We start from the raw sequence: 16,162 nt of genomic DNA on the forward strand, positions 1-16,162 counted from the left end.
GCATTATTTCTTTAAATTATATAAAATGAGGTGCTCCAATGTCGGTATTTAAAAACCAAGAAACGTACTGGGAAAACCTGTTTGATGAAGAAGACGGACTAAGCGCATTCCCTTACTTTAAAGCAGCGGATAAAGCGTCGTTGGCCCGTACCGGCTACCAGGAAAAATGCATCTGCCGTTCCTTTTCTCCGGAAGTATCTCAAAGAATCATGACAATGGCGAATCATTCCGATATGGCGGCCTATCTGATTTTATTGGCGGGTATTGAATGCTTGTTATATAAATATACGGATCAAACGAGCCTGATTCTTGGCATTCCGACGGTATCGAAGCAAAAAGCCGGCCAGTCAGCCGTTAACAACATTGTCCTCTTAAAAAATACGCTTTCAAACGAGAGTACATTTAAAACCGTATTCGGACAGCTGAAAGAAGCCGTTAATGATTCTCTGAAAAATCAAAACCTGCCGTTTAGAAAAATGGTTCAGCATCTGAGCGTGCAATACAATGACGAGCATCTGCCGTTGATTCATACCGTCGTTTCGCTTAACGAAATTCATTCCTTGCAATTTAAAGAAGATACTGCAGCCGATACGCTGTTTCACTTTGATTTGGAGAACAACGGGATTCATTTGAAGCTTTTTTATAACGGCAACCTGTACGATGAGCGCTATATCAATCAAATTGTATCCCATTTGGATCAGCTGCTGTCTGTGATCCTGTTTCAGCCTCAAGCCGCGATCCACACGGCAGAGATCTTACCGGAAGCGGAAAAACAGAAGCTATTGTTTGATTTTAACGATACCGTCAGAGATTTCTCCGGGAGCAGAACAGTCTATCAATTATTTGAAGAGCAAACAGAAAGAACACCTGAGCATGCGGCCGTCAAGTTTAAAAACGACCATTTGACGTACAGGGAACTGAATGAGAAGGCGAACCGTTTGGCAAGAACATTGCGTAATTGCGGGGTTCAACCCGATACGTTAGTCGCCATTCTCGCCGATCGTTCATTAGAGATGATCGTATCCATTATAGCCGTTTGGAAGGCAGGGGGCGCTTATGTGCCCCTGGATCCTGAATATCCAAAAGAGCGGCTTCAATATTTGCTTCATGATGCGGATGCAGACGTTCTCCTTGTTCAGCGTCATTTAAAAAACAGTCTCTCCTTTGATGGCCCGGAGATTGATTTGAATGATGAAACATCATACCATGCCGATAGCTCATTGTTATCACCAGTAGCGGGACACAGCCATTTAGCCTATGTCATTTATACGTCGGGTACAACAGGAAAGCCGAAAGGAGTCATGGTTGAACACGGCGGCATTGTGAATTCGCTCCAATGGAAGAAGGCGTTTTTTAAGCATTCTCCGGCGGATCGCGTGCTTGTCTTGTACCCGTATGTTTTTGATGCGTTCATTTTAAATTTCTTCGGCCCGCTCATCTCGGGGGCAACTTTGCACCTATTGCCTAATGAAGAGAATAAAGAAACTTTCGCCATTCAAAATGCCATAAAACAAGAGAGAATTACTCATTTCTCAACTTCTCCCCGTCTTCTGAAAACGATGATCGAACAGATGAACACAGAGGACTTCATCCATGTTCAGCATGTTGTTGTAGGCGGTGAGCAGCTGGAAACAGATACAGTTGAGAAGCTCCATTCTCTGCAGCCTCGCATTCGGATCAATAATGAATACGGACCGACAGAAAACAGCGTGGTATCTACATTTCACCCTGTTCAGTCCGCTGATGAACAGATCACAATCGGCAACCCGGTGGCCAACCATCAAGCTTATATTTTAGGAGCGCACCATCAAATCCAGCCGATCGGCGTACCGGGAGAGCTGTATGTCGGAGGAGCGGGAGTGGCCCGCGGCTACCTCAATCGTCCTGAATTGACGGAGGAAAAATTTGTGGAGCATCTGCATGTCCCTGGTCAAAAGATGTATAAAACTGGGGATCTCGCCAGATGGCTGCCGGATGGAAGAATCGAATATTTAGGGCGGATTGATCATCAAGTGAAAATTCGCGGCTACCGGATTGAGATCGGCGAGGTAGAGGCAGCCATGTTCAATCTGGAAAACGTTCGTGAAGCCGCAGTCGTCGCGCGTGAAGACGCAGACGGGGCCAAACAATTGTATGCCTATTATGTCGGTGAGCCTTCTTTGACCGCTGCGCAGTTCAGAAAAGAATTATCCCGGGAACTGCCGAATTATATGATTCCCTCCCGCTTTATCCCATTGGAACGCATTCCGCTCACTTCCAATGGGAAGATTGATCTGAAAGCTTTGCCTGCTGCTGACGAAAATACGCGGGCGGAATACGAATACATAGCCCCGCGGAACACAATAGAAGAACTGCTGGCGTCTATCTGGCAAGAAGTATTAGGGGCAGAACGTATAGGAATTCTGGATAATTTCTTTGATTTTGGCGGAGATTCGATTAAGTCAATTCAGGTGTCATCCAGATTGTATCAAGCCGGATACAAGGTTGATATGAAGCATTTGTTTAAACACCCCTCGATTGCTGAACTTAGTCAGTTTGTAGCGCCGGTCAGCAGGGTGGCTGATCAAGGAGAAGTGAATGGCGGAACCAAGCTGACCCCGATTCAGCATTGGTTTTTTGAACAAAACATGCCGCATGCACACCATTACAATCAGGCCGTCATGTTATATTCGGCGGAATGCTTTAAAGAGGCTCCGCTTCGCCGGACGATGGAACAGATCGCGTCGCATCACGATGCCTTGAGGATGATTTTTGAAAAAACGCCGGATGGATACGCTCCGCGAATTACAGGAACAGATGAAAGTGAACTATACCATCTGGAAGTGATGAATTATAAAGGGGAAACCGATCCGGCTCAAGCGATTGCCGATAAAGCGAATGAGATTCAAAGCAGCATGGTATTAGACAAAGGGCCATTGATGAAGCTCGGTTTGTTCCAATGTCCGGACGGAGATCATTTGCTGATTGCAATTCATCATTTGCTGATTGACGGAGTATCCTGGCGTATTTTGCTCGAAGATTTTGCAAGCGGTTATGAGCAGGCAGAACGCGGACAAACGATCCAGCTCCCGCAAAAAACAGATTCGTTTCCATTCTGGGCCGATCAATTGTCCAAATATGTGGCGGAAACCGACATGAAAGAGGAGATTGCTTATTGGACTGAGCTTTCAAGCATAAAGCCTCAGCCATTGCCTAAGGACACTATCAGCGAAGGATCGTTATTAAGTGACAGCGAAGAAGTGACGATTCAATGGACAAAAGAGGAAACGGAGCAATTATTAAAACAAGCGAACCGCGCCTACAACACGGATATCAACGATCTGCTGCTGACTTCGTTAGGGCTGGCCGTTCACAAGTGGACAGGCACGGAAGACATTGTCGTGAATTTGGAAGGCCACGGGAGAGAACCGATTATTCCGGATGCTGACATTTCCCGCACGATAGGATGGTTCACAAGCCAGTACCCTGTCGTCCTGAGGATGGAAGCCGGAAAAGATCTGTCGCAGCGGATCAAGATCGTAAAAGAAGGGCTGCGCCGCATCCCTGATAAAGGAATGAATTACAGCATCATCAAATATATATCCGGGCACCCGGAAGCCGACAGCCTGCAGCTGAATCCGGAGATATCGTTTAACTATTTGGGACAATTTGACCAAGACCTGAAGCATCAGGCTTTGCGCATATCGCCATATTCCACAGGGTTATCGATGAACGAAAATCAAGAGAGAACGGCTGTGCTTGATTTGAACGGCATGATTGCCGAAGGGACATTATCACTGACACTGAGCTACAGCAGCAAACAATACGAAAGATCTACTATGGCGCAATTTGCCCAAGGGTTGAAAGAAAGTCTGCAAGAAGTCATTGCGCATTGCGTAAGCCGGCAGCAGACTTCTCTCACACCAAGTGACATCCTGTTAAAAGATATCTCAATCGACGAACTGGAACAGCTTTTGGAGCAGACGCGTGAATTAGGCGAAGCGGAAAATATTTATCCATTAACGCCGATGCAGAAGGGCATGCTGTTTCACAGCTTATTTGATCCGAATTCAGGTGCTTATTTTCAGCAAACGATGTTTGATCTGCATGGAGATCTGGAGATTGATTCATTTTCAAAAAGCTTGGACGGCTTATCGCAAAAATATGATATTTTCCGCACGAATTTTTACAGAGGCTGGAAGGATCAGCCGCTCCAAATTATATTCAAAACGAAAAAAATCGGTTTTCAATTCAATGACATACGAGAGATGAAGGAATCACAAAAAGAAGCGATGATTCAGCAGTATGCCAGAGAAGATAAGATGCGGGGGTTCGACTTAGAAAAAGGCGCGTTAATGCGGCTATTCATCCTTCGTACGGATGAAAAGACATACCGTTTTATCTGGAGCTTCCACCATATTTTGATGGACGGCTGGTGCCTGCCGCTGATTACAAAAGAAATATTCGAGAATTACTTTGCCTTGCTTCAGCAAAAGCAGCCTGAACAATCATCAATTACTCCGTACAGTCAATATATTGAATGGCTCGGCCGGCAAGATGCGAAAAAGGCCACGGCTTATTGGGATCAATACTTAGAGGGATATGAGGAGCAAACCGGCCTTCCTAAGGATCACCATGCAGCGGAAGACGGACGATACGTTCCTGAAAAAGTGACGTGTGACATAAGCTCCGATCTCACTTCAAAAATGAAGCGGACGGCAGGCGAGCATCATGTCACGCTGAACACGCTGCTGCAGACGGCATGGGCGGTTTTGCTGCAGAAATATAACCGCAGCCGGGACGTTGTGTTTGGAAGTGTTGTATCCGGAAGACCTGCTGGAATTCCAAACGTGGAAACCATGATCGGCTTATTCATTAACACCATTCCCGTCCGGTTCCGGTGTGAAGCCGGGACAACGTTTGCCGAGCTTATGAAAGAGGCGCAGGAAAGGGCTGTAGCGTCTCAACAATTTGAGACGCACCCGCTGTACGATATTCAAGCGCGTACAACGCAAAAGCAAGATTTAATTACACATTTAATGATATTCGAAAATTATCCGGTTGATCAGTATATGGAAAGCATAGGCCGCCAAAACGGAACATCCATCAAAATTTCCAACGTGCAAATGGAAGAACAGACCAACTACGATTTTAATTTGACCGTTATACCGGGCGACGAGATGAACATCTCTTTTGAATACAATGCAAATGTGTATGATCGTGCAAGCATAGAGCGGGTTCGGGAACATTTCATGCAAATCCTGCATCAAGGCGTGACAGATGCGGATATCCGGGTGGATCAAGCGGAATTGTTAACGGAAGGCGAAAGAAGAACCCTTCTGCAGACGCTTAACGACACGGCCGCGCCGTTTCCGCAGACGCCGGTTCATCAATTATTTGAAGAGCAATCGCAGCGTACGCCCGATCAAGCAGCCGTCATTGATAAGGACAGGCAGCTCACGTACGGAGAGCTCAATAAGCGGGCCAACCGACTGGCGCGAACGTTAAGAGCGAAAGGAGTCCAGACGGATCAGCCTGTAGCCATCATCACAAGAAACAGCATCGAATCGGTGGTCGGAATCCTTGCCGTTTTAAAATCAGGCGGAGCCTATGTCCCTATAGATCCGGAATATCCGCAAGACCGCATCCGGTATATGCTGGATGACTCCCAAGCCGGAATCGTTTTAATGCAGCGGGACGTCAGGAAACAGCTCGCCTATGAAGGCGTCACGGTTTTACTTGATGATGAAAGTTCTTATCACCAAGATGGCTCTGACCTTGCTCCGATAAATGATGTGAGCCATTTGGCATATGTCATTTATACGTCAGGTTCCACAGGCCGGCCAAAAGGCGTACTAATCGAGCACCAAGGCTTGACCAATTATATTTGGTGGGCGAAAGAGGTTTATGTAAAAGGCGAGAAAGCCAACTTCCCATTGTATTCGTCAATTTCTTTTGATCTGACGGTGACTTCTATTTTCACGCCGCTTGTCACAGGAAATGCAATCATCGTCTATGACGGAGAAGATAAAACAGCTCTGCTTGAATCGATTGTGAGGGACCCGAGGGTGGATATCATTAAATTGACTCCGGCCCATTTGCAGGTTTTGAAAGAAATGAACATTGCCGATCAAACGGCTGTCCGAAGAATGATTGTGGGCGGGGAAAACTTAAGCACCCGGTTAGCCCGCAGCATTCATGAACAGTTCGAAGGCCGGGTTGAAATATGCAATGAGTACGGACCGACGGAAACCGTTGTCGGCTGCATGATTTACCGTTATGATGCCGCAAAGGACAGACGGGAATCGGTACCGATCGGAACCGCTGCGGCAAACACGAGCATTTACGTTCTTGATGAGAATATGAAACCCGCACCGATCGGAGTGCCGGGAGAAATCTATATCAGCGGCGCCGGTGTGGCAAGAGGATATTTGAATCGTCCCGAATTAACGGCAGAGAAATTTGTCGATGACCCGTTTGAACCCGGAGCGAAGATGTATAAGACCGGAGATTTGGCGAAGTGGCTGGCGGACGGAAACATTGAATATGCGGGCAGAATAGATGAACAAGTGAAAATCAGAGGCTATCGTATCGAATTAGGCGAGATCGAGGCGGCACTGCTTCAAGAAGAAGCGATCAAGGAAGCTGTCGTTACAGCCAGAGAGGATGTCCACGGGTTTAAACAATTGTGTGCATATTACGTAAGCGGCGGGCAAACAACGGCTGCCCGGCTCCGGAAACAATTGTCTCATACCCTTGCAAGTTATATGGTTCCGGCTTATTTTATCGAGCTTGATGAAATGCCTTTAACTTCTAACGGAAAAATAAACAAAAAAGGGCTGCCGGCTCCGGATTTCGAGCTGCAGGACAGAGCAGAGTATAAAGCTCCCCGAACAAAAGCGGAAGAAATATTAGTTTCTGCCTGGGAATCGGTATTAGGCGCTGAAAACGTCAGTATTCTTGATAATTTCTTTGCCCTTGGCGGAGATTCCATTAAATCCATTCAAGTATCCTCCAGATTAAATCAGCAAGGATACAAAATGGAAATCAAAGACTTGTTTCAATATGCAACAATTGCAGAATTGAGTCCGCATATCAAGCAGAATCTGCGTATAGCCGATCAAGGTGAGGTCAAAGGAAAAGTCAGCCTGACTCCTATTCAGCATTGGTTCTTTGATCACATAACGACAGATCAGCATTATTATAATCAAGCCGTCATGCTGCATGCGCCGGAAGGTTTTCAGGAAACGCAGCTTCGTCAAACCCTGCAAAAGCTTGCTGAACATCACGATGCGCTCCGCATGACGTTCCGGACTACGGAAAATGGCTGCGAGGCACAGAATGAAGAAATCGCCCAAAGCGGACTGTACCGCTTAGAAGTCCTGAATCTGAAAGAAGATTCCGATCCGGGACGGACAATTGAAGCCAAAGCTGATGAGATACAAAGCAGTATGCGTTTAAGTGATGGGCCGTTAATGAAAGCCGGGTTGTTTCAATGCGCAAATGGAGATCATCTGCTCATTGCCATCCATCATTTGATTATAGACGGGATTTCATGGCGCATTTTACTGGAAGATATCGTTAGCGGCTACAAGCAAGCCGAGAACGGGCGAGTGATTCAACTGCCGCAAAAAACAGACTCTTTCCAATTATGGGCTAAGAGACTTTCAGAATATGCGCAAAGTGAAACCATAAAACAGGAACAGGAATATTGGACAAAGATCGAACAAACCGAAGTCAAACCGCTGCCTAAAGATTTTCATGAAACCCATACAACTGCAAAAGACAGTGAAACAGCAACTGTGGAATGGACGAAAGAGGAAACGGAGCTGCTATTAAAACAAGCGAATCGCGCTTATAACACGGAAATAAACGATTTGCTCTTAACTTCTCTGGGTCTTTCCATATCGCATTGGTCAGGACTGGAACAAATTCCGATTCATTTAGAGGGACACGGCCGAGAACAGATTATACAAGATATAGATATCTCCCGCACGGTCGGGTGGTTTACAAGTCTGTATCCGGTTGTGCTGCACGCGCATCCGGGCAAAGAGATCTCTGATTATATCAAGACGACCAAAGAAGGATTGCGCCAAATTCCGCATAAAGGGATCGGATATGGAATAGCAAGGTACTTAAGCGGCGGAATGCCATCGAAACTCAATCCTGAGATCAGCTTTAACTACCTGGGACAGTTTGACCAAGATTTACAGCAGCATGGGGTTCAATTATCTTCTTATTCTTGCGGTTCAGACTCAAGCGGAGATCAAGAAAGACCGTATGTATTGAATATAAACGGAATGATCACCGACGGCCGGCTGAAGCTTACGATCAGCTACAGCAGCAAACAGTACGCAAAAGAAACGATCATGCGGTTATCGGAAACGATTCAAAGCCGCCTGCGGACAATCATTACGCATTGCGTCCATAAAGAACAATCGGAACTGACGCCAAGCGATATTTTGTTAAAAGGCATGTCCATTGACGAATTGGATCAGCTCCTCATTCAACTGCCGCATGCAGGTGAGGTTGAAAACGTGTATCCGCTCACTCCGATGCAGAAAGGAATGCTCTTCCACAGCCTGCTGGACGAGGCCTCAAGTTCTTATTTTGAACAAGCATCGTTCGATTTGCAGGGAGAGTTAAAGATTGATTGGTTTAAAGCAAGCCTTGAACGATTATTTGAAACATACGCCGTGCTCAGAACCCGTTTTTACAGCGGCTGGAACGATACTCCTTTACAAATTGTCTATAAAACGCAAACACCGCAAATTCATTTTGCAGATTTGCGTGGTATAGAGGAGCACCTGAGAGAGGATGCAATCGCAGCCTATCAAAGAGAAGATAAGGCAAAAGGATTTGACTTGGCTCGGGATCCGCTGATGCGCATAGCGATTTTCCGTATGGAAGACCGCAAATATCATTTGATTTGGAGCTTCCATCATATTGTGATGGATGGCTGGTGCCTGTCTCTTATCACGAAGGAAGTGTTTGATCATTATCGCGCCTTACAGGAAGGCAGGGAACCAGAACCGTCATCGGCAGCTCCTTACAGCGACTATATCGAGTGGCTTGACCGCCAAGATCAGGGAGCGGCAAAGCGGTACTGGAGCGGGTATCTTGAAGGATATACAGGTGAAACCACGCTTCTTCATAAAATAGAGCAGCATGAACAAAAAGAATACGCCTATGCCAATGTGATCTGCCGATTTGATCACGAACAGACAAAACAATTACAGCAGATCGCAAATCAGCATCAGGTTACATTAAACACGTTGATCCAAACGTTATGGGGAGTTTTATTACAGAAATACAGCGGGTCCGCAGACGTTGTCTTCGGCAGTGTCGTGTCGGGAAGGCCGGCGGAAATTCCTGATGTAGAACAGATGATCGGCCTGTTCATCAATACCATTCCGGTTCGCATCCGCTGCGATGAGGACAGCACTTTTGCTGATACGATGCAAATGGTTCAACAAAACGCTCTGGCTTCCCAATCATACGATACCTATCCTTTATACGAAATTCAGGCCCAAACGGAACAAAAGCAAAACTTAATTGATCATATACTGATCTTTGAAAATTATCCGATAGAGCAGCAAGTCGAAAAGGGCCATGATGCTGCGGATTTAAATATCGTGAATTTCCATATAGAAGAACATACCCATTACGATTTTAATGTAGTTGTCATCCCTGGCGAACAACTCACCGTTCATTTTGATTTCAACCAAAATGAATATGGACAATCAGAGGCAGAGCGGATTCGCGGACATTTTGAACAGCTCATTCACCAAATTTTGCAGCAGCCGTCTGTCAAAATAGAAGAAATGGAACTTCTGACGCAGCAAGAAAAAGAACAGCTGCTCACTCCGCTTTCCGGGGGAACAGAGAAGCCTGAATACGAAACGATTCATACTATGTTTGAACGCCAGGCGGCACAAACGCCGCAAGAAATCGCAGTTCAATACGAAGGGGCGGAGATTTCTTACAAAGAGCTGAACGAAACAGCCAATAAACTGGCGCGGATTCTCCGTAAGCGAGGTGTGAAGCATCAGGAGCCGGTGGCTGTGATCGCCGGGCGTTCACCATCATTAGCGATTGCTGTTTTAGGCATTTTAAAAGCGGGCGGTGCCATTGTTCCGATTGATCCGAGCCATCCTGCCGAACGAATCCGCTATATCATTGAAAACAGCAGCTCCACTCATGTTGTAACAGAGAAAGACCGGTCAGTCCCCGAGGCAGCAACGCAGATTGTCACATTCATAGAAGAAGCGGTGACAGAACCGGACGGGAGCAATGTGCAGACGATAAACACAGCGGAGGATCTGCTTTACGTTATTTATACATCAGGAACGACGGGGAAACCGAAGGGTGTGCTGCTTGAACATAGAAATATGGCCAATTTGCTGTATGACCAATTTACAAACTCAGGCATCGATTTCAAAACCAATGTGCTTCAATACGCATCTCCGGCATTTGATGTCTGCTATCAAGAGCTGTTTTCAGCCCTGCTCAGAGGCGGCACACTCCACATCGTGCCGGAATCAATAAAGCGGGACGCGGCTCAGCTGTTTTCGTTTATTAATAAACATCAGACGGACATCGTCTTTTTCCCGACTGCTTTTGCCAAAATGCTTTTTAGCGAAGAGAGCTATGCATATTCATTTCCGCGCTGTGTGAAGCATTTGATTACAGCAGGAGAACAATTGACAGTATCCCGTTTATTTCAGCAAGTGCTCCGCACCCACGGCTTGCATTTGCACAATCATTACGGTCCGTCAGAAACTCATGTGGTGTCGACGTATACCATTCAACCGGGAGATGATATTCCTGAATTTCCGCCGATCGGAAAACCGATATGCCATAACAATATGTATGTCATCAGCAAGAACAAACAGCTTCAGCCCTTGGGCATTGCGGGAGAACTGTATATTTCCGGAGCAAATACCGGGAGAGGCTATGCGAATAACCCGGCTTTAACGGGAGAGAAATTTTTGCCTGATCCGTTCAGAGAGGGAGCCGTTATGTACCGCACCGGAGATTTGGCAAGGCTGCGTGAGGACGGGCAAATCGAATACATCGGCCGCATTGATGATCAGGCGAAAATAAGGGGCTACCGGATCGAACCGAAAGAAGTTGAGGTCATATTGGCCAATCACCCGGCGGTGAGAGAAGCAGCCGTCCTTATTCAAAAAAACGCTTTGGGTGAAAATGAATTGTGCGCGTACTGCAGCGTCTCAAAAGCGACTGATCCTTCAGCATTACGGAAAGATCTGGCCAAAAACCTTCCTGACTATATGATTCCCGTGAAATGGGCTTTTGTTGAATCGATTCCGCTCACGGCAAACGGAAAAGTCGACCGCAAAGCATTGCCGACACCAGAAGGAGGCGTGCAAACAGGGGGCGAATACGTTGCTCCCCGTACAGCGGCGGAAGCGCAGGTGGCGCATATCTGGAAAGAGGTGCTTGGACTTCCGCGTATCGGCGTGAAAGATAACTTCTTCGACATCGGCGGTCACTCGCTGCGGGCAACGACTCTGACGGCGAAGCTGCACAAAGTGATGGGGGTCAGCCTGCCGCTGCGGGAAGTGTTCCGGTCGCCAACAATTGAAGAAATGGCAGAAACGATTACCGGAATGAAACACACAGCATATACATCTATCCCGGCCGTTGACGCAAAAGAATACTATGCCGTCTCCTCGGCGCAAAAACGGCTGTACATTTTGAATCAGCTGAAAGGCGGAGAGCTGAGCTACAACATGCCGAGTGTCATGAGGGCCGATGGAGCTCTGGATCGGGAACTTGTCGAGAAGGCGATTCGCAAGCTGATTCAGCGCCATGAAACGCTGCGTACCGGCTTTGAATTGATAGACGGAGAACCGGTGCAGCGGATTTATGACGACGTCCCATTTGCAGTGGAATTCACTCAGGTGAAAGAAGAACAGGCGGAAGTCCTCGTTCATGGGTTTGTGCGGGCATTTGACTTGGAGAAAGCGCCGCTGCTGCGGGTAGGACTGATTGAGCTTGCAAAAGACCGCCATTTGCTGCTGTTTGACATGCATCATATCATTTCAGACGGCGTATCTATCAAGAATTTGATTGAAGAGTTCGTTTCATTATATGAAGGAAAAGAATTGCCGGCATTGCGGGTTCAGTATAAAGATTATGCGGCGTGGCAGCTGGCGGATATGCAAAGCGAACGCATGAAGCAGCAGGAAGCGTATTGGCTGGATGTGTTCAGCGGAGAGGTTCCGGTGCTGGATATGCCAACCGACTACGGAAGACCGGCTGCGCGGAGCTTTGAAGGAGGACAAATCGAGTTTGTTATCGGACCGGAGCTGACGGAACAGCTGAAAGGCTTGGCGGTGAAGAGCGAAAGCACACTGTACATGGTGCTGCTGGCTGCTTATACGACCATGCTTGCCAAATACAGCGGGCAAGAAGACATCGTAGTAGGCAGCCCGATTGCCGGAAGAACCCATTCGGATTTGGAAAGCTTAATCGGCATGTTCGTGGGCACGCTGGCGATACGAACGAAACCGATCGGGGAAAAAACATTCCGGGAGTACGTGCAGGAAGTCAAAGAGCATACATTAAAAGCGTACGAAAACCAGGAGTATCCATTCGACGAACTGGTGGACAAGCTGAATGTGTCCCGGGATTTCAGCCGCCATCCGCTGTTTGACACGATGTTCATATGGCAAAACACAGAACGTGGAGAATTGAGCCTCGATGATGTGCGTTTTACCCCTTATCCGGACAACCATGCGATGGCGAAGTTCGACCTGACGTTCCAAGCGGCAGAAAATGAAGACGGAATTACAGGTATGATCAGTTACGCGGCAGCGCTGTATAAGCAGGAAACTGCAGAACGCATGGCAAAGCACTTTATCCAATTGATCGAGGCGATTGCGAATGATCCGCAGGCGCCGCTTTCATCGCTGGAGATGATCACCGCGAAGGAGAAAGAGCAGATTGTGGAGAGATGGGGCCAACCGGCAATAGACTGCCCAAGGGACAAAACAATTCACCAATTGTTCGAGGAGCAGGCGGAGCGTACGCCGGAACTTACGGCCGCAGTTTACGAGAAAAGCCGATTCACATACCGTGAGCTGAATGAGCGGGCCAACCGCCTGGCACGGATTTTAAGAAGCGAAGGCGTGCAGCCTGACCAGCCTGTGGGTATTCTGGCAGAACGTTCTCTGGAAATGATCGTGGGGATTATGGCGATCCTGAAAGCCGGGGGCGCGTATGTGCCGATGGATCCGGACAGCCCGCAGGAACGCATCCGCTATATTCTGGAGGATTCAGGAGCAAAGGTTCTGCTGGCACAGCCCCATTTACAAGATCGTGTATCCTTTGCCGGAGAGATTTTACTGCTGAATGACGAACGAATGAACAGCGGGGATGGCTCGAATCTGGTGACGGCAGCCGGACCGGATCACTTGGCGTATGTGATTTACACATCAGGCACAACCGGCAAGCCAAAAGGCACGCTGATTGAGCATCGCCAGGTACTTCATTTGATGGAGGGGCTCCGCGGACAAGTGTACGGTGCTTATGATTCGGGATTGCGTGTGTCTCTGTTGGCACCGTACTATTTCGACGCATCGGTCAAGCAAATTTTCGCGGCACTGTTAGGGGGACATGCACTGTATATCGTCCCTAAAGCATCAGTATCAGACGGTTATGCCTTGTCAAACTATTATCGCACCCACCGCATTGACGTAACAGACGGAACACCGTCACATTTGCAATTGCTTATCGCTGCAGACAGCCTTCATGGGGTAACGATCCGGCACATGCTTATTGGAGGAGAGGCGCTCCCGCAGGCGACGGTGGCGCAATTGCTTGAATTGTTCGCTTCGAACGGGTCATCAATGCCGCTCATAACCAATGTATACGGTCCGACGGAAACCTGCGTGGATGCATCGGTCTTCCATATCGTACCGGAGACATTGGCATCCGCTGACGACGGCGGTTACGTGCCGATCGGCAAGCCGCTGGGCAACAACCGTGTGTATATTGTTGATTCCCATGACCGGATGCTGCCTATAGGTGTAAAGGGTGAGCTGTGCATCGCCGGAGACGGAGTAGGACGAGGGTATCTGAACTTGCCTGAATTAACGGGTGAAAAGTTTGTGGCCGATCCGTTTGTAATCGGAGAGCGGATGTATAAAACAGGCGATCTTGCCCGTTACCTGCCGGATGGAAACATTGAATATGCCGGAAGAAAGGATCATCAGGTCAAAATTCGCGGTTACCGGATCGAACTTGGCGAGGTGGAAGCCGCTCTTCTCAACATCGAGCATGTACAAGAAGCGGTGATCCTGGCCAGAGAAAATGCAGAGGGACAAAGCGATTTGTATGCCTATTTTACAGGGGAGAAGTCACTGCCGATCAATCAGCTTAAAGAAAAACTCTCCGATCAAATACCAGGCTACATGGTTCCTTCATACCTGATGCAACTGGAACAAATGCCGTTAACCTCCAATGGAAAAGTGAATCGCAGCGCGTTACCGCTGCCTGAAGCAGGCTTGCAGACCGGGATTGACTATGTTGCTCCAAGGACAAAGCCGGAAGAGCAGCTGGTTCACATCTGGAAAGAAGTATTGAAGTTAGAACAAGTCGGCGTCAAAGATAACTTTTTCGATCTCGGCGGGCATTCGTTACGGGGGATGACGCTCGTTACCAAGATCCATAAGCAATTCGGCAAAAGCATTTCATTGAGAGAAGTGTTTCAATACCCGACGGTTGAAGAAATGGCGAGGGTCATTGCGGGCGCGGAAACCAGCGGACCGGATGAAATCCCTGTTGCAGAAGCCAAAGATGTTTATCCTGTATCTTCCGTACAAAAGATGGTTTACCTGTCTACACAAATTGAAGGCGGAGAACTAAGTTACAACATGCCGGGGATTTTGACATTGGAAGGCAGGATGGATATGAATCGTTTACAATCTGCGTTCCAAAGTCTGATCCAGCGCCATGAATCGCTACGAACCGGATTTGAAATGGTTCGGGGAGAGCTGGTGCAGGTGATCAAGCCGCAGGCGGATTTCTCTATAGAAAGGTACAAAGCAGCTGATGAGCAGGTCGAGGAGCTGTTCCGCAATTTCGTGCGGCCTTTCGATCTCAGTCAGGCTCCATTGCTTCGGGCCGGGCTCATCGAATTAGAACAGGACAGACATGTTTTCATGTTTGACATGCATCATATCGTTTCAGACGGCGCTTCTATGAATATTTTCGTTGAAGAACTGATTCAATTGTATGACGGCAAAGAATTAACCCCGCTCCGGATTCAATACAAAGATTACACTGTATGGCAGCAGCAGGCGGAGCAGAGGGAACGCATCAAAAGGCAGGAGAACTATTGGCTGAATGTATTTCATGAGGAACTCCCGCCATTTGAGCTGCCGAAAGATTTTGCCAGACCGCGAATTCGAAGCTTTGAAGGCAAGCGATACAATTTCGCTCTCGATGAGACTGTGGTCCAGGGGATTAAACAGATGGAAGAATTGACCGGATCGACCGCTTACATGATCTTGCTGTCAGCCTATAACATACTGCTGGCGAAATACAGCGGTCAGGAAGATATCGTCGTCGGTACGCCTATTGCGGGAAGAATGCATGAAGATTTACAGCATATTATCGGGATGTTTGTGAATACACTGGCCATCCGTACGGCTCCGGCTGGAGAAAAGACCTTTATGGATTATGTAACGGAAACAAAAGAAACGATGCTGAAAGCTTATGAAAATCAAGAATATCCTTTTGAAGAATTAGTTGAGAAACTGGGAGTGAAACGGGACTTAAGCCGTAATCCGTTATTCGATACGATGTTTGTTCTGCAAAATACGGAACAAACGGATATCGAATTGGACTCTCTCGCGGTCAGACCATATGAACAAACAAATACGGCGGCCAAATTTGATTTACAGCTGACTTTCGTGATGAATCCGCACGAGATTCAAGGAAGCTTTGAGTACTGCACGAAGCTGTTTAAACAGAAAACCATCGCTACGCTGAGCAAAGATTACGCCATGATTCTGTCGGCGATCATAAAAGACCCATCGATTCCTTTAAAAGAAATTCAATTAAGTGAGAAAGTAAATAGAAGTGAACACTTTGCAAGCGAAATCGAATTGAATTTCTAAAAAAGGCCGGTACCGGCTGTCCCCGGCATGAT

Annotated in this window: 1 protein-coding gene; it reads left to right on the top strand. The window is 47.5% G+C overall.

Annotation, left to right across the window (positions count from 1 at the left end; translation table 11 throughout):
* Nucleotides 1–38 precede the first annotated feature (38 nt).
* A complete protein-coding gene (gene bamB, locus OWN49_RS00150; RefSeq protein WP_176283348.1) occupies nt 39–16,130 on the top strand; it encodes a bacillomycin D non-ribosomal peptide synthetase BamB in 16,092 nt (5,363 codons plus the stop codon).
* Nucleotides 16,131–16,162: the final 32 nt, after the last annotated feature.

Origin of the sequence: Bacillus sp. NEAU-242-2 (genome assembly GCF_027853835.1) — a bacterium.
In the GTDB taxonomy this organism is placed as follows: domain Bacteria; phylum Bacillota; class Bacilli; order Bacillales; family Bacillaceae; genus Bacillus; species Bacillus velezensis.